General features: G+C 32.4%; 25 protein-coding genes. All 25 read right to left on the bottom strand.

All coding sequences use genetic code 11. The features are described from left to right. Nucleotides 1-116 precede the first annotated feature (116 nt). Nucleotides 117-932, bottom strand: a complete 816-nt coding sequence (locus tag I6U51_RS08310; protein ID WP_211142221.1) for a flagellin N-terminal helical domain-containing protein — start codon at nucleotides 930-932, stop codon at nucleotides 117-119. A 248-nt stretch (nucleotides 933-1180) separates the two neighbouring features. Beyond that, nucleotides 1181-1972 (bottom strand): ATP-binding protein, encoded by a 792-nt coding sequence (locus I6U51_RS08315; RefSeq protein WP_246517197.1) that lies wholly within the window; start codon nucleotides 1970-1972, stop codon nucleotides 1181-1183. Beyond that, entirely contained in the window at nucleotides 1860-2819 is a 960-nt protein-coding gene (locus tag I6U51_RS24725) for a DnaD domain-containing protein (RefSeq protein ID WP_246517190.1), read from the bottom strand. The genes I6U51_RS08315 and I6U51_RS24725 overlap by 113 nt, the downstream gene beginning before the upstream one ends. A gap of 238 nt (nucleotides 2820-3057) precedes the next feature. Beyond that, nucleotides 3058-3639, bottom strand: coding sequence for a sigma-70 family RNA polymerase sigma factor (locus I6U51_RS08320; protein WP_343069592.1), 582 nt, complete (start codon nucleotides 3637-3639; stop codon nucleotides 3058-3060). A gap of 10 nt (nucleotides 3640-3649) precedes the next feature. Then, on the bottom strand, nucleotides 3650-4273 hold the full coding sequence (locus I6U51_RS08325; protein ID WP_211142224.1) for an RNA polymerase sigma factor: 624 nt from the start codon (nucleotides 4271-4273) through the stop codon (nucleotides 3650-3652). Between the two features lie 367 nt (nucleotides 4274-4640). Continuing rightward, entirely contained in the window at nucleotides 4641-4796 is a 156-nt protein-coding gene (locus I6U51_RS08330; protein WP_211142225.1) for a YvrJ family protein, read from the bottom strand. Between the two features lie 86 nt (nucleotides 4797-4882). Beyond that, the gene (locus I6U51_RS08335; RefSeq protein ID WP_211142226.1) at nucleotides 4883-5101 is read right to left on the bottom strand and encodes a DUF2922 domain-containing protein; all 219 of its coding nucleotides are present in this window, start codon (nucleotides 5099-5101) and stop codon (nucleotides 4883-4885) included. Nucleotides 5102-5250: 149 nt separating this feature from the next. Further along, entirely contained in the window at nucleotides 5251-5475 is a 225-nt protein-coding gene (locus I6U51_RS08340; protein WP_211142227.1) for a DUF1659 domain-containing protein, read from the bottom strand. An 80-nt stretch (nucleotides 5476-5555) separates the two neighbouring features. Then, the gene (locus I6U51_RS08345) at nucleotides 5556-5903 is read right to left on the bottom strand and encodes a flagellar protein FliT (RefSeq protein WP_211142228.1); all 348 of its coding nucleotides are present in this window, start codon (nucleotides 5901-5903) and stop codon (nucleotides 5556-5558) included. 8 nt (nucleotides 5904-5911) lie between these two features. Next, nucleotides 5912-7864, bottom strand: coding sequence for a flagellar filament capping protein FliD (gene fliD, locus I6U51_RS08350; protein ID WP_211142229.1), 1953 nt, complete (start codon nucleotides 7862-7864; stop codon nucleotides 5912-5914). A 73-nt stretch (nucleotides 7865-7937) separates the two neighbouring features. Beyond that, nucleotides 7938-8324 carry a flagellar export chaperone FliS gene (gene fliS / locus I6U51_RS08355; RefSeq protein ID WP_211142230.1) on the bottom strand — a complete coding sequence of 129 codons (387 nt, stop codon included), beginning with the start codon at nucleotides 8322-8324 and terminating at the stop codon, nucleotides 7938-7940. Between the two features lie 212 nt (nucleotides 8325-8536). Continuing rightward, nucleotides 8537-8839 (bottom strand): hypothetical protein, encoded by a 303-nt coding sequence (locus tag I6U51_RS08360; protein WP_211142231.1) that lies wholly within the window; start codon nucleotides 8837-8839, stop codon nucleotides 8537-8539. A gap of 23 nt (nucleotides 8840-8862) precedes the next feature. Continuing rightward, entirely contained in the window at nucleotides 8863-9237 is a 375-nt protein-coding gene (locus I6U51_RS08365) for a flagellar protein FlaG (protein WP_211142232.1), read from the bottom strand. 95 nt (nucleotides 9238-9332) lie between these two features. Beyond that, a complete protein-coding gene (gene csrA / locus I6U51_RS08370; protein ID WP_178906387.1) occupies nucleotides 9333-9548 on the bottom strand; it encodes a carbon storage regulator CsrA in 216 nt (71 codons plus the stop codon). A 52-nt stretch (nucleotides 9549-9600) separates the two neighbouring features. Next, the gene (fliW, locus tag I6U51_RS08375) at nucleotides 9601-10026 is read right to left on the bottom strand and encodes a flagellar assembly protein FliW (RefSeq protein ID WP_211142233.1); all 426 of its coding nucleotides are present in this window, start codon (nucleotides 10024-10026) and stop codon (nucleotides 9601-9603) included. Nucleotides 10027-10117: 91 nt separating this feature from the next. Continuing rightward, nucleotides 10118-11458 (bottom strand): flagellar hook-associated protein FlgL, encoded by a 1341-nt coding sequence (gene flgL, locus I6U51_RS08380; RefSeq protein WP_211142234.1) that lies wholly within the window; start codon nucleotides 11456-11458, stop codon nucleotides 10118-10120. A gap of 14 nt (nucleotides 11459-11472) precedes the next feature. Next, the gene (gene flgK / locus I6U51_RS08385) at nucleotides 11473-13407 is read right to left on the bottom strand and encodes a flagellar hook-associated protein FlgK (RefSeq protein ID WP_211142235.1); all 1935 of its coding nucleotides are present in this window, start codon (nucleotides 13405-13407) and stop codon (nucleotides 11473-11475) included. Between the two features lie 74 nt (nucleotides 13408-13481). Next, nucleotides 13482-13889, bottom strand: a complete 408-nt coding sequence (locus tag I6U51_RS08390; RefSeq protein WP_211142236.1) for a flagellar protein FlgN — start codon at nucleotides 13887-13889, stop codon at nucleotides 13482-13484. 187 nt (nucleotides 13890-14076) lie between these two features. Next, nucleotides 14077-14346: a flagellar biosynthesis anti-sigma factor FlgM gene (locus I6U51_RS08395; protein WP_211142237.1), complete on the bottom strand. Its 270-nt coding sequence runs from the start codon at nucleotides 14344-14346 to the stop codon at nucleotides 14077-14079. 236 nt (nucleotides 14347-14582) lie between these two features. Continuing rightward, on the bottom strand, nucleotides 14583-14957 hold the full coding sequence (locus I6U51_RS08400) for a four helix bundle protein (protein ID WP_211142238.1): 375 nt from the start codon (nucleotides 14955-14957) through the stop codon (nucleotides 14583-14585). A 200-nt stretch (nucleotides 14958-15157) separates the two neighbouring features. After that, nucleotides 15158-16348 carry a flagellar motor switch phosphatase FliY gene (fliY, locus tag I6U51_RS08405; protein WP_211142239.1) on the bottom strand — a complete coding sequence of 397 codons (1191 nt, stop codon included), beginning with the start codon at nucleotides 16346-16348 and terminating at the stop codon, nucleotides 15158-15160. Continuing rightward, nucleotides 16341-17336, bottom strand: a complete 996-nt coding sequence (gene fliM / locus I6U51_RS08410; protein ID WP_211142240.1) for a flagellar motor switch protein FliM — start codon at nucleotides 17334-17336, stop codon at nucleotides 16341-16343. Before fliM ends, fliY begins: the two co-directional genes overlap by 8 nt. Before the next feature lie 34 nt (nucleotides 17337-17370). Next, nucleotides 17371-17769, bottom strand: a complete 399-nt coding sequence (locus I6U51_RS08415) for a chemotaxis protein CheW (protein WP_178906379.1) — start codon at nucleotides 17767-17769, stop codon at nucleotides 17371-17373. A 133-nt stretch (nucleotides 17770-17902) separates the two neighbouring features. Continuing rightward, on the bottom strand, nucleotides 17903-18262 hold the full coding sequence (locus tag I6U51_RS08420; protein ID WP_178906378.1) for a response regulator: 360 nt from the start codon (nucleotides 18260-18262) through the stop codon (nucleotides 17903-17905). 35 nt (nucleotides 18263-18297) lie between these two features. Beyond that, nucleotides 18298-18897: a chemotaxis protein CheC gene (locus I6U51_RS08425; protein ID WP_211142241.1), complete on the bottom strand. Its 600-nt coding sequence runs from the start codon at nucleotides 18895-18897 to the stop codon at nucleotides 18298-18300. Nucleotides 18898-18901 lie beyond the last annotated feature (4 nt).

The raw sequence follows: 18901 nt of genomic DNA on the forward strand, positions 1-18901 counted from the left end.
CTATGCAAAATCCTACATAATCTAATTGCAAATTTAGATTTTCCATACTATTAGCTTTTAAAAAGAGTCAGAGTTTTCACCCTGACTCTTTAATGTTATTTTTATGAGTATGTCAATTATCTTAATAATTGAAGAACTCCCTGTGGTTGTTGGTTAGCTTGTGCAAGCATAGCTTGAGCAGCTTGTTGTAATATGTTATTCTTTGAGAAGTTCATCATTTCCTTAGCCATATCAACGTCTCTTACTCTTGATTCTGCTGACTGTAAGTTTTCTGATGCATTGTTAAGGTTAGATATAGTATGTTCTAATCTGTTTTGAACTGCTCCAAGTTTTGATCTCTCTTTTGATACTTTCTCAATTGCATCATTTACTGTACAAATTGCTGCTGTTGCATTAGCTGCAGTATCTACCTTAGCATCTACACCATTAACGCCTAAATCTGAAGATTTCATTGCTGAGAAAGTAAGAGTTATTTGTTGACCGCAATTTGCTCCAACCTGGAAGTTTACTGTAGTACCACCGCTAAACATTGTTTGAGTGTTGAATTCAGTCTGTGTAGCAATTCTATCAATTTCACTAGTTAATGCAGTTAATTCATCCTTTATAGAATCTCTATCAGTAGTTACGTTAGTATCGTTTGATGCTTGTACTGTTAATTCTCTCATTCTTTGAAGAATTGAGTGAGTTTCATTTAAAGCACCTTCTGCAGTTTGAATCATTGAGATACCATCTTGAGAGTTTCTTGAAGCCTGATCAAGACCTCTTATTTGTCCTCTCATCTTTTCTGAAATTGAAAGACCTGCTGCATCATCTCCAGCTCTGTTTATTCTAAGACCTGAAGAAAGCTTTTCCATTGACTTTCCAGCTGCTGTTGTGTTTGCCATCATTTGTCTGTGTGAGTTCATAGCGTTTAAATTGTGATTAATTATCATAATTAATTCCTCCTTGATTCTTTTAAGTGGGCTTCCTTGCTCCACTATTTTTTTATTTATAGTTAAACCTTATGGCTTACCTAGCTAATTAAATCTCAAAGTTCAAATATTAAATTAACTAAAAATCTTCATTATTCTTTATTTGTTCTTTGAACTCTGTACTTTTTAACTCTTGTACTAATTTTATCGTAGCTTACTTTTATCACTTTATACTATTTTCAAAAAAATTTACCTTAAAATTATTTATTTTAGTTCTTGACCCTAAAATTATTCTCCTTCCCCGCAATTTCAACAGTGTAATCCTTGCACATCTCAATAATCCTGCTGCCTACTCCCTCATCAAAATACAATAGCCTCTCCGCAGTAAACTCTGAGGACACAATTATAGGCAGGTTATTCATATACCTGTAGTTTATAATCTCAAAAATTATATTAATATCTGCTTCACTAATTTTCCCTTTAAATAAATCATCAACAATAAGTACCGCTGCAGTTTTATATTTTCTTAAAGAGTTTTCATAGTATTCCTCGTCAAGTATGTTCTGCTTTAATTTTAAAATTTCATCTCTATAAGACATGTACACTACGGGGATTCCTTTAGCTAAAAGGTTTAATCCAATAGCAACGCTTAGGTGAGTTTTACCGCTGCCAACTTGTCCCAAAAAAGCCATGCTGTTTCTTCTACTTGCTCTTATATTATTAAAGTTTTTAAAGTAATCTATAGCAGCGCCCTTAATTTTTTCTGTTGTAATGTTGTAAGGTTTATAGTTTCCGAAAGTAAGCCTATTTCTCTCCGTTTCAATACCTGATACTCTCCACAACATTTTGCTTTTATCCACATCTTTGCAGCTGCAAAACTTAATAGTATCCTGGCCTTTTGAATTACACTTTATAATAAATCCACTTCCGCCGCATAGTGGGCAAACTTCAGATAATTCCTTGAAAGTCTGCATTTGCTGAGACTTTTGGCTCTGGAGCTTTATACCCTGCCCATTTGTCTTTTGGCGAATTCTTTGAATTACAGCATTTATTCTTTCCATAGTTTCCTGCAAGTCCTCCATTACCCTTACCCTCCCTGTACTTTTTGTAGTTCTCTATAAATGCTTCTGCCTCACTTTTATTTTTAATGCCATTGTCTTTCCAGTTATATAAAGTCTTCTCAATATATCTTAAATTTCTTGCGTTGGCATTTATAGCCTGTTCCATGGCAAATATTATAAGCTCAGAATCTTTAAATTCCTCTGCAAAGTATTTCAATCTTTCTAACTCATAGCTCCCTGGCAGTCTTATGTTTTCACTATAGAAAAGTATAATTCCCCTCAAGTCATCCTTTCTCATAAAATTACTTTTCTTTAAATCTTCTTTATGCTTTCCATCAAAGAACCCATTATCATTATCATCACTATGTGTAATCTCTGGAGTATTATATGGTATTGCTTTATCAGAGTTGGATTCATCCTCAGATAATTTTGACCCAATGGATGAATCCTCTTCACCTTTCATAGGTTCATTTGTAATCTTAGATTGTTCCTTTTCATTAATTCTATCTTTATGACCCTCAAAAAACTTTTCAAGCTTATCATAAGCTATTGTATACCACTTAGTTTTATCCATTTTGCATTTGTTAAAGTTACCTGATAAAACTATTCCCATAGCTTCAAGCTTTTTTATAGCCTTTTTTATAGTACTTGTAGATAAAAATCCTATTTGTTCATGCCACTGTTCATAACTATTGTATACCCATCTTTTTTCTTCTACTATATTATTGCTTCTCTCTAACCAATAGTGAATGTGATTTAATATTATACTTTCATTAAGTCCTAAAAGCTCTGCTAGTTTAGGATTAAAAATCATTATACTTTCATCATTTATTAGTATGCTGCTCAAAATTAACACCCCCTAATTTCAGTTGACAGAGGACAATTGACAGTGAAGGAGGATTTTTCTTTGTTACACTACGAAAAATCTTTAATTAAATAACAAAGTTCAAATATCAAATAACAAATAAGAGATAAAATCACCCTTATTTGAACTTTGATATTTATTCTTTGACCTTTTATAATAGTTTTCTGACGTAAGGAAGAAAACTTACCTTCTCTGTCCACTTTCCACTGTCAACTCTCAACTAAAAAAATTTCCTCAATTTCTCTATCGCTCTTGTCTTTCTTTTCACCACCGTAGTTCTATTAAGTCCTTTTACCTCTGCATATTCCTTTAAAGTCCTTTGTCTAAAGTAAAACCAATCTAATATCTCCTTCTCATCAGGAGATAAACTATTTAAAGCCACCTTTAACAAAGCTATTTCTTCTTTTAAAATAGCTGTCTCTTCCACATTTTCTTCAGACTCTAAAGCTTCAATGACCTCCACACCATATTTATTTAAACTGTTTAAACTATAACTAAACTTCTCATTGTCCTTTTTACCAATGACTTTTCTTAACTCCTTATTAAAAGAGTTTTGTATTGCTTTTTTAGCATAGGAAGTAAATGGAATATTTTTATCGCAATCGTATTTATTTACAGCATTAATTAATGCTATACCTCCTATTTGAATTAAATCCTCTGCCTGATATCCATATATATAAATTCTCATAGCACTTTTTGCTATTAGAGGCTTGTACATTTTTAAGATAATTTCTAGTGCCTTTTCCTCTCCCTCTTGAGCCTTTTTTATAATTTTAACTAACTCTAAATTATCTATGCCAATCCCTCCAAAACTAAAATTTTATCATATACTTTTTAGCTAGCTGATCTTTATTTGAACTATTTCTAAGTTTCTTAACAGCTTTGCTTATATAAGATCTTACTGTTACTTCCTTACAGTTTTTTCTTTTGGCATACTCCTCAATTGTCTCATTTTCATCTAATCTGCATTTAAGAGCATCCCTTTCCTCTCTACTGAGCATTGGCATAAGTTCCTTATATATTAACTCTTCATTAGTAATTTTAACCGTAACATATTCTTCAACTTGAAGCATATCTGATGAGTATTTTGTAATGCTTGTACCTTTATAATATTCATTTAGTGAAACTACTTGATATGCTGGCTTAATATAATCTCTCAAAAATTTTAAACAGCAGTTTTTTATACGTGTGTTCACATAAGAATAAAATTGCTTATCCTCTACTCCATTAAAATCATGAGCTCCATTAATAATTTCATCTTCCACTCTGCTAATATACTCAAACTTATACTTATTGCCATAGTTTTTACCTATATATCTTTCATAAATGCTGTTACTGTACCTTTTAAACATTCCGTGTACCTCAATATAAGCTTCGTATTTTTTGTTTTCTAAATCCTCAATTAGTTTTTGTAATCTTGTTTTGTTGTTTTCCATTGTTAACCTCTCCGTTTCCTCTAGTTTTATCCGATGACTACCCGCTCTAATACTCCCTTTTCTCAAAGAGGGAGTATTAGAGCGGGTACGTCACTGGATTCGTTCAACTAAGAACCAGGTGTGGTTGAAACCCCATCTGATTCAAGTTTCCACTTCATGTTAAATATGTAATAGCTGAAAGTTTTTAAGATAAAAAAATTTTTTATCTACTATACATATCCAATTTGTAATTATTTTGTTGCAATTTTTATAAAATTTTTCCCAATAATTGTATTACATTTTTCTTCAAGTATCTGCTGGAATTTGCGATATAAATCTATTTTTGTTGTATTAACAAAAATAGGGTAGAACTTGTATAAGTTCTACCCTATTTCTCTCTTGAGCTGTTATTTATAACCATCGATAAATTGTTTATACTTGTAGTAAGTACTTCCAATTTGCTTTCTAACCGTACAAGGAGATATACGGATACAGCTATTGGAAAGCCTACATTTCCAACCATATTAAACAAATCTGAATTCATATACACAACCCCTTATATTTGTGTAGAATACAGTAAAAATGAATAGCAAGCTTGAAGCTTACTATTCATTTTTTATTTAGTAGATATTATTTTACTTCAAAATCTGAAGTTGTTTTGTCAATTAATTGAGCAGAATCTTTTGTTTTTAAGTCTCCGCCAGAGCTTGCAAATATGTTTTTTGCAATTATAACATCCATAGCATCCTTGACTTCTGCTTCTGTTACACCTTCCTTTACATTATTGACCCTTATAGAAGTTTTCTTCCCCTCTTCATTTAAAAAATTCATAACTAATGTTTTACTCATAGACATATCCTCCTGATATTCTTTTTTAAATTTTGATTTTACTCTAAAGCCATATAGTTAAGAGTTGATAGTGATGAGTTGAGAGTTTTATGCCTCAGCATAAAAAGCATCTATAACTCTTCACTCTTAATTCTCAACTCTCAACTCACCTAAGCGTTCATTATTCCACTTTGATCTTCTCTAAGCACTTCATCTAGTGTTTTTCCTAGAAGCTTTTCTATTTCTAGTGCCGTGTCGTATAACGCTTGTTCTGTTGCTGTAGGTTTTACCTTTGAAAACCTCTGGTTTCTAATTATCTCCTTTCCTTTTTGATCAACACCGTCCTTGTACTTAATAACTAGTGTACTGTTTAACTTTGTTGCTGTAGCTGCCATATTTATCAACCCCTTTCACCTAATATATACGACTTTTTCTAAAAAAGGTGACAAAAAAGAGGCCTAGGCCTCTTAATAATTTATATAGTTTTATTAAATATTCTTGAATTGCTATATATTTTTTTGTTGTACATATTGCTAGCGTTTTTAGCACTTGATATTTTATTTAACTCTTCTTTTACATCGTCCCTTTTTCTAATCATTAAGTCCGAAAGCCTTTTTTGATGTTCTAATATCTTAAGTTCTTCTGCAACTTCTGAAAACTCCTGCTTTGTATAATCTAATTTGCTAATATTATCTATAGTTTGTTGTCTTTTATTTAGCAGACTTTCAAGATTATCATAATCTTTCTTTTCCAGGCTTTCTATAAGTTTTAGAGTATCTGAATTATAAACCTCCAGCTGACTTTTCAACTCTACATTTTCCATAATGTCACCTATTTGCTGCCAAGTTGTTGAGCTAGCCAGGATTGTTGTGCGTTCATATTATTCATAGCTGTTTCAAGCTTCGCAAACATTTGGTAATATTTTTCCTGTTTATCTGCCAGTTTTTTATTCATTTCAGTTATTGCTTTATCTTGATTATTAAGTTGTTTTGTAATTGTGTTAGTAGCTTCGCTAGCAGTTCCTACATATCCTGCTTTTTTTAGTAAGGTTCCGTCAAATTTTACAGCTGCATTATTAATTATACTTTCTACCCTCTTAAATATACCTGTATTATTATATTTCTCTGTAGTATCAGTTATAGAAGAATCCGGAGTTGCGGTAAATATCTTCATTACTTGATCTCCACGAGCTTCAAGGGCATTTTTTAATTTTGTTTCATCTATTTTCAGCTGCCCTGGTTTTATTGCTGCTTCAAGACCTCCATAAGTATCTATACCTATTTCACTTAAGCTAATACCAGCAGACTTTACTCCATCCATAAGAGCACTTCTCATGCTATTTAGGACGCTTTGAAGATCTCCATCATTTTTTAATACTCCTTGTTTAGCTTTATCTTCCCAGGATTTTATTTGGTCATCCTTCATTTCACTTCTCTGGTCGTCTGTTAATGGTTTATAGTTATAATTTTTCTTTTCCGAAATCTTATCGTATATTTTTTGAACTAAAGTATTATACTGATCTACAAAAGCTTTTATTTTATTAACGGAACCTTGTGAGTCTGGTTTTGTAGTTAGATTTATATTGTCTCCATTCACAGTATCAGTTACCTTATAGCTGGAATTTATACTGTAAGATACATTATCTATAACAAAATTATTAGTTGACCTCTCTACCTTCGTAGCACTTCCCGCTCCTGGAGGTGTTATTTCAACAATAGCATTAGTTCCTGAAGTAACAGTAGCTCCATCACCTAATCCTAGCTTACTCAATATACTTAAATCTGATCCATCCATAGATATAGTTTGATTAGAACCAGTATCCCTTGTTTCTATTGATAGACTTTGAGTCAACTCACTAAAACTTACTTTTACCTTGCTATAAAGAGTATCACTTGAAGTACCTATCTTGGCATTATATATAGAATTAATCAAATCTTGTACTGTTTTTGTGTTATCAATTGTTATAGTTGCACTTCCACTAGGTATTGTAATTTTTATGTTTTTCCCATTTTCTATACCTAAATCTGAAAGTTTAGTTGATGCTGAAACATTTAATGATTTATTTTGTATATTGCTTAATTCTGCTATATCTGTAGTAGTATCGCTTTGTTTAGCTGACGTTACTGTAACTGTTTTATCTGTTAACTGTTTAAATCTTAAGTAATTCGTAGTACCGCCATCTGGTGAGTATTTCTCCACTTCTAATTTACCATTTAAAGTTGGATCTAATTTAATATTGTCATTTATATTTGATACAATAGTATCCAACTTTTCACTTAAATTTCCTCCTGTTACACTACCTATAGAAACACTCTTTCCATTTATAACAAGTGATCCCCCATCAAATCCACCTATATTTCCATTTGTTATTTCTGAGCTTAAAAAAATGCCCTCTAATTTTGTACCACTAACTTTAGCTCCACTAGCTACCTGTTTTACAGCTACAGTACTAGCACCATTAGCAGCACCAGGTAATGCCGTAGCAGTTAAAGCATTAGAATTATCACTTGTAATAGTTGATCCAGAATATGCTCCACTTTTGACCATATTAGTATCCGCCGGTGAATCTATAAGTAAATATTTTTGTCTTAAATCCCTAAAGTCTTTAATAATATCTCTTAATCCATCCTGTCTCCATTGAATATATTGTCTATCCTGTTTCATCTTGTCTAATCTTATATTCTCAGCAGCCATCATTTTTTTTACCATACTATCCGTATCCATTCCAGTTGCCAGTCCAGTAATCCTTAGCATATTACTTGATACACTACTTATATCTGACATAATTCCACCTCCAAATTTTATAAAATACAAAGCTCAAATATAAAATTTTGTACTTTGTATTTACTCATACTCTTTATTTTTCTAACTTTGATACCTTATAAGCCTGATTCCAAGTATCTCTTACATCCTCTATTAATGGAATAACCTCGTCCATTATTGCTGCATCTTTCTTTATATTCGCATCTGTAAGTCTTCTCACTATGAAATCATATATATTCATAAGAGAGTTAGCCCAATCTCCACCTTTAGTAACATCAAGGGTAGCCATAAGCTCATAAAATATATCTTGAGTTTTTATTATATTTTCATGTGATTTTTTTATATCCTTGTCAATTATAGCTTGTCTACCTACTTTAGCAAACTTTACTGCTCCATCTAATAACATAAGTAATAATTGTTCTTTTGATGCGTAGTTTACACTATTTGTTTTATATGCATTATATGCGCTTTGTGCATACATATGTTAAACACTCCCTTTTTTTAAGTTGAGAGTTGAGAGTTGAAAATTTAAAGTTAATGAAGTTATTTTTAATTACGTTTAAATTAGCTTCCTTCACTTTTCACTCTTCACCCTTTATTCTTAATTTAATTATCGTATGTAATTTTACTTTATTTAAGAAAAAATTGAGAATTAAGCTTTATTATGTTAAATAAATCTTAATTCTCTAGCAATTACCTTCTTACATCTAAAATATAACCTGCTGTTTCATCTTTTGTTTGGCTATCCAGTTCCTCTTTATAAGCCGGAACCTCTACTTCCTGTACCTTTATTGCATCTACAGATAATTTTTTTTTCTCTTTTTTCTTTACTTGCTTTTCTAATTCAGAATCAAAACTTTCTTCATTTTTATTTTTTTTGTTTTGATTGTCCTTATTTATTACTATTCCGCTTTTAGTATGAACTTTTCCAGCACTTGTAGTTTCTTTAACTCTATTTCTCACTTCAGGGTCTATTTTATTTAATCTAAATTCCATAAAAACACCCCCAATTAAGCTGATTAAGCCTTATCATCCACAAATACACCTGCTAATTCGCAAAGTTTATTTACCATGTCAATTATCTTCTTTGGTGGAACTTCCTTTATAACTTTTTTAGTATCATTATCGATAATTTTGATGGTTATATCTCTACGCTTCCCGTACACCTCATATTCAACATGAGTAGCCTTGTCTTCAAAAAGCTTATTTAATTTATCTACAGCTTTTTCTATATCCTTCACGCTTACTTTTTTCACTTCACTATTACTATTATTCTCAATATTTTTAGAATCAGTATTTTGCTGATGATTGTTTATATTTTGTATAGTGTCTACTGATCCGTAATTAAAATCTAAAGATGTTTGTCCTCCCTGACTAACATTTTTAACTTCCATGCTATACACTCCTTATAAAAATCTTTAAATTTTGATTGTATTAATAACATTAGAAAGCATTTTTCCAAAGCTTACAGTAAAAAAAAGCAACTTATCTATTTTTTTATGTTCTTTAAAACACTCATATCCGCAGCTGCTGCATTTTTATTTTCTTCTTCTACTTCTTTATACAACTCTTTTCTTAAAATCGTTACAGATTTAGGTGCAGATATAGAAAGTTTTACAGAACCATCATCTACTTTTACTACAGTTATTTCTATGTCTTCGCCTATAAGCAGTGACTCGCCTTTTTTTCTGCTAATTACTAACATTTTATCATCTCCTTAGCAGGTCTAACGTCTCTAATATATAATTACTAAATAATTATGCGCCAAATAGTGGATGTCTAATAGCATAATTAGGGTTATCTAGTATTATTTGTTCCCCTAATTTCTTGTTTATATTAATTACAATTGGAGCTTTTAAATTTATTGTTATATCTTCAATTTTTGAATTTAATGTTACAGTGTTTAAAACAAGTACTTCTTCATGGCCTTCCACTTCAAGTTCTTTCATTTTTCCCTTATTTAAATCAAATTCGTAATTCTTGATGAAAATGAAGGGTGAAACTACTACAATGCCTGCTTCCTCGTCTTCTATAGAATGGAGTATGCTAAACACTTCATTTTCTTCTGCTGGAAATAAAATAAACTTTTTTAATTTTTCAAAACCCGGAATTCCTTTTTCAAATTTTATTATGTCTTTTTCTTCATATTCCTTTACACCATGACACTTTGTATTTAATTTCATACTTAACAACCCCTTTTTTCAGTGGACAGTTGACAATTGAGAGTTGACAGTGAAAAATAAACCATTAGCTCTCCACTATCCTTCTATTTGCCTATCTCATATAGTCCATAAGTGTCGGTTGAAGCACTTTAGCGCTAGTTTGTAATGACGCTAAGTATACCGTCTGCATAACTGCAAATTCCATAGTTTTTTCAGTTATATCTATATCTTCAGTCTTTGAAAGTATATCTGTCATATCGTAATTTGACTGTTCGTTTTGATCTTTAGCACTATCCATTCTGTTTTGCATAGCACCAACCTCTGAACGAACTTTTAATATTTGTGACATTGCATCGTCTATGTCTTTTAAATCCTGATTGGTTAGGTTTTTTACAGCATCTGGATCACTTGCACTACCAGTATCATCTTTGCCATCTAGATGGTTTACTATTCTTTGAAGAAGATTTCTTATATCATCTTCACTTCCGTCTTTCTTTTTATAGCTTATAACGCTCTCTGCGGAAACATTATACTTTACTAGTACCCCTTGGGAAATTTCTGTTTGTCTGTCTGCTTTTATCGCTCCCAATTGAATTGCATCCTGTGAGGTTGGGTCAGTACTATTAGGGTCTAATTCTGTTCCATCTGCTTTTAGGTATACAAGCTTTGTATTACCTGAGGATTCACAATCAAAGGTATAGGTGCTTCTCTGTGTAGGATCCGCAGCATCAGTCTTGTTTCCCATATCAGGTGATATTGTAAAAGTTAATCCATTTCCTATATCAAAGGTACCATCGCTTTTAGCACTCGGTGTAGATGCTAGTTTATAAGTAGTTCCACCATCTGTGCTTTTTAAAACATTTATCTTTGTAATCTTTGGTGGAGTAGACGTATCTACAGCTGCTGCTTCTATTTTAAAAGTTACTTTTCCAGAACCATAAAAAGTTCCAGATACACTAGCGTCACCGCCGGTAGTAACCTTTGTTACTGAACCAACTTTAGAATCTGTTATAGCATCTACAGGCTTTGTTGTAGCTCTTGTACCGCCAAAAATATATTCACCGTCAAAGCTTGTATTTAATATTTGAGAAATTTGTCCTACTCTTTGGTTTATTTCATCTTTTATCTTAGCTCTTTCTTCTGAACCATAGGCTGCATTTCCTGCTGAAACTAATTTTTCTCTTATTGACTGAAATACATTCCCTAACTGTCCCAATGATGTATCCGTAGTATCCATCCAATTTATTGTATTAGTTATATTTTTATTATATTGCTTATTTGCACCTATTGACGTATGCATCTGCATTGACCTTGATACATTAAAAGGATCATCGGAAGGTTTTGAAAAGTTCTTTCCTGACGTCATTTGCTTCTGAAGAGTTTGTAAGTTATTTAGATTTCTATTCATATCACTCAAGAAATTATTTGATAGCATTTTATTTGTTACACGCAACTTTTATCACCTCTTTATCTTCTAAGTCCATTTACAACTACATCAAGTAACTGATCTACTGTTGATATAATCTTTGCATTTGCTTGATAGCAGTGCTGAAACTGAACAAGGTTTGCCATTTCTTCATCAAGAGATACTCCTGATATAGAGTCTCTTGATTCTTGAAAGCCTGCCAGCATTTTAGCTTGATTTGTTACCATTCTTCTGGCTTCTTGTTCTTGAATACCAAGTCTATTTACCGTATCTTTAAAATAACTATCTAGTGTCATGCCGCCAGTAGCATTTGTTATTACAGATATATTTAACTTTGAATCAGTCTTAAAACTATCTTTCAAAAAATCCTTTCTTGTAGATTCAGAACTTATATCTTGTATTTTCATCAAACTATCTCTAAGCATTTCAACAGCTAAAGCTCTTGTTCCATCACTTTCTCCTATTGGGTTACCACTAGCATCGTATTGTGCTGCAGATTTTATTAGCATAGGATTTTTTAATATTGCACCATTTACTGTAATATTTGCAGCAGTAATCTCTTTTTCCGCAGCAGTTATTCCCGCAACATCTCCAGTATAAACTCCTTTTTTTGCAGCATCTGCATTTACAAAGAAGTTATTTATATCTGTATCACTATCTTTTGATGGATCTAATCCTTGGCTCATTATAGCATTTACAGAGAGCGCTAATGCTTTTGCGAATTTATTTAGTTGACCTTCATAGGTATCTATATCTTTCTGAACTGACATATACCCTTTCAATTCACCGGATGGAGCCTTAAATAATGCTAAATTTTCAAAATCCACTTCTAGAGGCGTATCTGACTTAGCTAAGTTATCTCCATCTTTAGTACTAGTTACTTTACCGTTTCCATCAACCTTTAATGCCACTCCATTGTTGTTAGCCCAAAGAACTCTACATTCACTTAGCTGCTTAAACTTGTCTTCGGCGCTTACATAGTTTGGATCTCCCTTAGTACCTGTATCCGCAATATTAACTTTTACTGTTACTTTATTGGCATCTGTAGTTTTATCACCATTTTTATAATAGGTAACTGTATAACTTCCAGCACCATCAAACTTTTCCTCTGACGATCCATCTTTAACAATACTATCTATATATGAGAATCTGCAAGTGTCCTCAGGCTTAATAGCTTGCACTAAGTTTAACGGTGTTTTACCATCAGCTGCCATAGGTGGCATTCCGTTGTCTCCTGCATCAGCATACTTGGATTCATTAGATGTAGTTACATCATAAGCATCAAAAGCTCTTTTATCTATCTTAATGCCAAACTTAGAACTTAATTGGTCTAATAAAAGATCTCTTCTATCCATTAAATCATTTGGGTTATTTCCTGCTACCTTAACTTGCGCTATTTGCTGATTAATTTGATTTACCTGTGTTATTATACTATTTATATCAAATACAGTGTCCTTTATAACTGTTTGAGTATTTTTTTTAAGGCTTTCAAGCTCTGTATAGCTATGATTTAACTCATTAGCAAGGGCTAGTGATTGCTGTGCTACTATAGACTTTGCATTAGATTTACTTGCAGAAGTTGCTAAGGTGTTCCATGAATCAAAAAACTTACCAATCAAACTAGATATACCTGTGTCTGTAGGCTCATTCATTATATTTTCTATTTCACTTAAGAACTTGTCTCTACCTGTAAATTGACCATTTATCCCCATTTCTACTCTTACTTGATAGTCAAGAAAGCTGTTTCTTATTCTATCAATAGATGCAACGTCAACACCTGTACCCATTTGCCCTGGCCCTACTGCATTATTTAAACTAGGCATAGGAAAAGGCCTAGAGGTTTGAAAAGTAGCCCTTTGCCTTGAGTATCCTTCTGTATTAGCATTTGCTATATTGTGAGAGGTTGTGTCTATTGCTTTTTGTTGAGCAAACAACCCTCTAGTTGATATATTAAAAGTCCCAAATAAACCGGACATTCTATCACTCCTCGTATTTTTGTTTCAAAGTATATATGTTATAGGATTTTAAGCTAGAAAGTTCACTTTCTAGCTTACCTACGTTTTCCATAAGAATTATAGGTCTTCGGACCTTTATCAGGGCTTAAGACATTTAACATCTGCGTTGTAAATCCTAACCCCTGTCTTATCAGCATGTCATTTGTTTCTTTTTGAAGCTGTATTTCCTCTAAAAGTTTTACTATATTTCTGTAGTTATTCTCTAACTCTTCATCCTTTACTTGCTCTATGATTTTGCTCATAGCTTCACCGTCAGTCAACTTCCTTCTTTCCATCTCTAAGTGAGCTACTTCTACACTGCACTCATGAAGCTTATGTGATACCTTATCTAAGGAAAATACATCTCTTTTTGTAAGGTATTCAAACTGCTCATCTAATACTTCAAGCAATACTTTTAACGCTTTATGCTCTTCCAATATTATTTTGTTTAACTCAGCAGTCATTCTACACCTCCGACTCTTTTTTAGTTGACAGTTGACAACGGACAGTGGACAGTTAAGGTTGATTTTCTTACGCCTAGCTTCAAAAAATCTATAATTCAAAGATTTTTCGTGAAAAATCATCCTTCACTCTCAATTCTCCACTCTCAACTTATGTTATTTGTGCTCTCAGTTATCCACTCTATATAATCTACTTCTTCTTCATTTCCTCAATAATTTTTGCTGCTACAAGTTTTGAATCTCTTTTGTAAGTACCGCTTGTTATTTCGTTTTTTATCTTTTCTATTTTTTCCTTTGAATTTACCAAGTTACCATCTGGTGAATATGTGCTTAGACTCTTGCCTAAAGATGATATCTGTATTGAATCACTTTTCTTCACCTTATCTGTTTTCTCCACGCTCTGCTTTGCATTTGAGTAAAGCTTTATCATTTTACTTGGATCAACTCCATTGATCTTCATATCAATACACTCCTAACGTATTTTGAACAACTTATAATCTTCTTATTATTAATATTATCGAATATATATATATAATATTTATACTTTAAAAACAAAAGAAAATAGGCTATTTTGGGGTCAAAATGCCTGATTTTTGCCTATTTTAATATCTGCATTAGTTTGATTAAAATAAATTTTAATAAGTTGACAATTGACAGTGGACAGTAGACAGTGAAGGAGGATTTTTCGACCTTACACTACGAAAAATCTTTAATCTGTTTAACTTGACACTTAACAGTTTTAACTATAGCTGATAGCATTCTATTCAGTTCTATGCATTGGGACATTAAGTCTCTATATAGTTTTTCATCTAAATAATCTATGGATTTTAATAAATCTAACCAATACTCAACTTCTGATGCCTCTTTTAACGCTATATTCATCTTAGATAAAAAATCCGGCTTACTTTGAGCATCTAAAGCCTCTTTTATATTAGCGCCTACACTGGTACCACACCTTAACAATTGTTTAGATAAAATATACTCTTTTTTATCTTTCAATAATGTCTTATAAAAGTTAACTATATCTATAGAAAAATGAAAAGCCTTTTTATAAACTAAACTTTCACTCAATAATTTGACCTCATCAATATATTAATAAATATTAATTTTTTATAATTTAAAGATTTTTCGACTAAGAGGAGAAAAATCTTCCTTCACTTTCAATTGTCCACTGTCAAATCTCAACTTAATAATAATTCTCCCCATAACATTGCTATTTAAACTTAAACCCAGTTTATGCCAAGTAAAAAACAGCCCAGTTTAAGGCTGTTTTATCTTCCTAATGATTTAATTCTGTCTTCACTACTTACTATGCTCGTAATTCTTACACCAAAATTTTCATCAACTACTACAACTTCACCGTAAGCAACTTTTTTGCCATTTACAAGTATTTCCACAGGCTCTTCTGCTAATTTGTCAAGCTCTATAAGAGACCCTGTGCCAAGATTTAATATATCCTTTATATTCTTTTTTGTACGTCCAAGAACAACAGATATTTCAAGAGGTACATCTAATATTAAATCTATATTTTTAGGCATACCTGCATTTGCTGGTGCCTGTGCTAGAGGCTGAAATGTTGCTTTGTGTACTTCCACAGCAGGCTGCTTAGGTACATCTGCAGGTTTTTCATATATATCGTAGGACCCATCATATGCCGCTTGAGGTTCAGGCTGCATATACTGTATCTCTGGTTCAGAATGCTGAGGTTTAGATTGTGCACTTTGCGGCTGAGCAACATTTTGTTGTCCAGATTGCTGCATTGTAGTTTGTGCCTCAGGTTCTTCCTGTCCCATCATTATTGAAACTATTTTTTTTGCCGTAGCTACTGGCAACAACTGCATTATATGACTATCTACAAGATCGCCTATAGTTAGAGAAAATGATACTTTCACAATTACTTCATCTTCTGAAATATTCTGCGATAAAGGAGAAGTTAAATCATTCCAAATTGTTGATAATGGTGGTGATATATTTACCTCTCTCATGAACATAGTTGCCATAGATGTAGCTGCTGATCCTATCATCTGATTCATTGCTTCAGATACTGCACTCAATTCTATCTCTGAAAGATCTGATATACCATCAGAAATTATTCCATCTCCACCCATCATTAGATTGGCAATGACAGCAGCATCAATTAACCTCATTACAAGAAGATTTTCTCCAACTATACCACTAGTGTATTTGACCTCTAAAGCAATATTAGGAACTTCAAATCCATCCTTTAAATCCTTTAATCTTGTTAAAGTTACTACTGGTGTAGTTATATTAACCTGTTGACCTATAATTGTAGAAAGTGCAGTGGAGGCTGATCCCATAGATATATTTCCTATCTCTCCAAGCAAATCCTTCTCCACGTCCGATAGTTCAGGCATTGACTGCTCTTCTGATGGGCTGGATTGCGTATCTCCTCCATTTAAAAGTGCATCTATTTCTTCCTGTGAAAGAAACCCATTACCCATAATTTTCCACATCCTTATCTATAATATCTAGTATCTGAACACCCATATTTTTGCCCAATATTCCTGGCTTTCCGTAGTAATATGGTTCATCTTCCACCACTAATTTAATAGGACTGCTAGTTTTTTCATTAAGCGTTACTACATCACCTACACCAAGCCTTAAGAATTCATTTACAGTAATTTGCGCCGTTCCAAGAACAGCAGTTAATTTTATATTGACTATATTAAGTCTTTCTCTTAATTTCTCTCTTGATTCCTGCAGTACATCTTCATCACTTTCTTGGAACCAGTATTGAACAACTAATTTATCCAGCACTTTTTCAATGCTTAAATATGGTATACAAATGTTTATAAAAGTACTACTCTTGCCCATTTCAACTGAGAAAGTAATTAATGCTACCGGCTCATTTGGTGCTAAAGTTTGGTTAAGAGCAGGATTTGTTTCAAGCCCTTCTATTTCCGGATGAACTTCTAGTACATCCTCCCAGGCAAGCCTTAGATTAGATATGAGTCCTGCATTTACAACCTTTATAATATTTTTGTCAATATCCGTAAAATCCCTATTTTTGAACTTTCCAATTCCATTTCCTCCAAGCAGTACATCTATTACTTGAAATACAAATTGAGGGTTTGTTTCAAATAATACAGATCCATTTAAAGGAGGCATTTTAAATACTGTCAATATAGTTGGATTTGGTACTGAATGAATAAATTCTTCATAGGTTATTTGCTGTACAGACTCTATCTTTACTTTTACATTATTTCTAACTTGGGCAGTTAAATAGTTTGAAATTATTCTAGCGTAGTTGTCATGAATAAGTTCTAAAGTCCTTATATGATCCTTGGAAAACTTTTGAGGACTTCTAAAATCATATGGTTTTACTTTCTGCTTGTCTTCTTCTTTGGGCATTTCATCTGGAGAAAGCTCTCCAGCTGATAAGGCAGCTAAAAGGGCATCAATCTCACTCTGTGACAATACGTCTGCCATAGTTTCCCCTCATTTCTAAATGTTAGTGCAAATTCTAATTGGAAAGAAGTTTATCTATATCTATTAGTGTTACTATTCTATCCTTAAAATTTATAACCCCTTCAATATATGCTTTCTTTCCATCATTAACTTTTTCTATTAATTCTTCTTCAACATCTAAAACTTCATCTACTTGATCAACTGTTATACCAACTAATTCATCTTCCATTTCAAGTATAATAATATTATTTTGCTTTTCATCTTGTTTTGGAGTACCTAGTAAAAGGTTTATATCTAAAAGTGAAATTACATTTCCTCTTAAATTTATAAGACCTTTTATATGGGCTGGTGCCTTTGGAACTTTTGTTATTTCCATAGCATCATTTATACTCTGAACTTTTCCAGTTTCCACTGCAAACTGTTCTTCATTTAATTTAAATATAACAACCTGCATGGTTGCACCTCCAACTATTTTCGTAAGAATTTTTAATATCTTTAGCAAAATTTCATAAAAGTTTAATATTTATTTTTCTTCTATTAAACTTTTTATTAAAACTCAATGGATAAAAAAGCCCTAAGGGCCTTTTCTATCCTGTAATTTTTTTAATTGCTTCTAATACTCTGTCTGGCTGGAATGGTTTTACTATGAAATCTCTAGCTCCAGCTTTTATTGCATCCATAACCATTGTCTGTTGTCCCATAGCTGAACACATTATTATTTTTGCAGCTGGGTCGAAAGCTTTTATTTCCTTTACCGCCTCTATACCATCCATATCTGGCATAGTTATGTCCATAGTTACCACGTCTGGTTTTTCCTTTTTATATAGTTCTACTGCTTTTAATCCATTATTTGCTTCTCCAACTATTTGAAAACCATTCTTTTCTAATATATCCTTTATCATCATTCTCATAAAAGCTGCATCGTCAACAATTAATATTTTCGCCATTTTATTCCCTCCAAATTTATTTACTCCTAATATTATTAAAATACGCCTAATGTGCTTAATATTTTTTCTAGAGAACCAGGCATTGGTACATAATAAAAATGCCCTTTAATTTGTTCATTATCTTGTACAAACATAGTTTCTATGTCAAGTACATAGTCATCAAATTGTCCTGATTCAATAAAAGTTGTAGAAAGTATAGCTCCAAGCATATCATATGTCACTGCTGGAACAGAAGGTGTTATGCATAACCCAGTAAATTTTGCAATTGCGTTCATGTATGAACTTGAAACTATATTTCCTATCTCTTGTACAACGGAGTTACCCATTTCACTTAGATACTCTTCTTTTTGGCCTGTTAAAGTTTCAACTAACTTCAAGGCAGTTTCTTTGTCAAATACAAATAATATATTTCCAGGAGTGTCTCCTAGTACCCTTACAATAACGCCTACAACTATTTCATCTCCTCCTATACTGGAGAAAATATCATCAAAAGGTACTATATTTATTGCAGGCACTGTCATATCTATCTTATTATTTACTAACTGTGATAGAGATGTAGCTGCATTACCTGTGCCTATATTTCCTACTTCTCTTAACGCATCGAGCTGCATCGGAGTAAGATCCTGATAGGTCATTATT

The sequence above is a fragment of the Clostridium aciditolerans genome, from assembly GCF_016316925.1.
Taxonomy (GTDB): Bacteria; Bacillota; Clostridia; order Clostridiales; family Clostridiaceae; genus Clostridium_AM; species Clostridium_AM aciditolerans.

Excerpts from the sequence above, each read along its gene's own strand:
- I6U51_RS08325 (WP_211142224.1), bottom strand. The coding sequence starts at position 4,273 with ATGGAAAACAACAAAACAAGATTACAAAAACTAATTGAGGATTTAGAA.
- fliW (WP_211142233.1), bottom strand. The coding sequence starts at position 10,026 with ATGAAATTAAATACAAAGTGTCATGGTGTAAAGGAATATGAAGAAAAA.
- I6U51_RS08425 (WP_211142241.1), bottom strand. The coding sequence starts at position 18,897 with ATGACCTATCAGGATCTTACTCCGATGCAGCTCGATGCGTTAAGAGAA.
- I6U51_RS08310 (WP_211142221.1), bottom strand. The coding sequence starts at position 932 with ATGATAATTAATCACAATTTAAACGCTATGAACTCACACAGACAAATG.
- I6U51_RS08395 (WP_211142237.1), bottom strand. The coding sequence starts at position 14,346 with ATGAAGATCAATGGAGTTGATCCAAGTAAAATGATAAAGCTTTACTCA.
- I6U51_RS08340 (WP_211142227.1), bottom strand. The coding sequence starts at position 5,475 with ATGGCAGCTACAGCAACAAAGTTAAACAGTACACTAGTTATTAAGTAC.
- I6U51_RS08420 (WP_178906378.1), bottom strand. The coding sequence starts at position 18,262 with ATGGCGAAAATATTAATTGTTGACGATGCAGCTTTTATGAGAATGATG.
- I6U51_RS08315 (WP_246517197.1), bottom strand. The coding sequence starts at position 1,972 with ATGGAAAGAATAAATGCTGTAATTCAAAGAATTCGCCAAAAGACAAAT.
- I6U51_RS08345 (WP_211142228.1), bottom strand. The coding sequence starts at position 5,903 with ATGGAAAATGTAGAGTTGAAAAGTCAGCTGGAGGTTTATAATTCAGAT.
- fliM (WP_211142240.1), bottom strand. The coding sequence starts at position 17,336 with ATGGCAGACGTATTGTCACAGAGTGAGATTGATGCCCTTTTAGCTGCC.
- I6U51_RS08390 (WP_211142236.1), bottom strand. The coding sequence starts at position 13,889 with ATGACTGCTGAGTTAAACAAAATAATATTGGAAGAGCATAAAGCGTTA.
- I6U51_RS08365 (WP_211142232.1), bottom strand. The coding sequence starts at position 9,237 with ATGGAAGTTAAAAATGTTAGTCAGGGAGGACAAACATCTTTAGATTTT.
- I6U51_RS08335 (WP_211142226.1), bottom strand. The coding sequence starts at position 5,101 with ATGAGTAAAACATTAGTTATGAATTTTTTAAATGAAGAGGGGAAGAAA.
- flgK (WP_211142235.1), bottom strand. The coding sequence starts at position 13,407 with ATGTCCGGTTTATTTGGGACTTTTAATATATCAACTAGAGGGTTGTTT.
- fliS (WP_211142230.1), bottom strand. The coding sequence starts at position 8,324 with ATGTATGCACAAAGCGCATATAATGCATATAAAACAAATAGTGTAAAC.
- I6U51_RS08330 (WP_211142225.1), bottom strand. The coding sequence starts at position 4,796 with ATGAATTCAGATTTGTTTAATATGGTTGGAAATGTAGGCTTTCCAATA.
- I6U51_RS08415 (WP_178906379.1), bottom strand. The coding sequence starts at position 17,769 with ATGCAGGTTGTTATATTTAAATTAAATGAAGAACAGTTTGCAGTGGAA.
- csrA (WP_178906387.1), bottom strand. The coding sequence starts at position 9,548 with ATGTTAGTAATTAGCAGAAAAAAAGGCGAGTCACTGCTTATAGGCGAA.
- fliY (WP_211142239.1), bottom strand. The coding sequence starts at position 16,348 with ATGGGTAATGGGTTTCTTTCACAGGAAGAAATAGATGCACTTTTAAAT.
- fliD (WP_211142229.1), bottom strand. The coding sequence starts at position 7,864 with ATGTCAGATATAAGTAGTGTATCAAGTAATATGCTAAGGATTACTGGA.
- I6U51_RS08360 (WP_211142231.1), bottom strand. The coding sequence starts at position 8,839 with ATGGAATTTAGATTAAATAAAATAGACCCTGAAGTGAGAAATAGAGTT.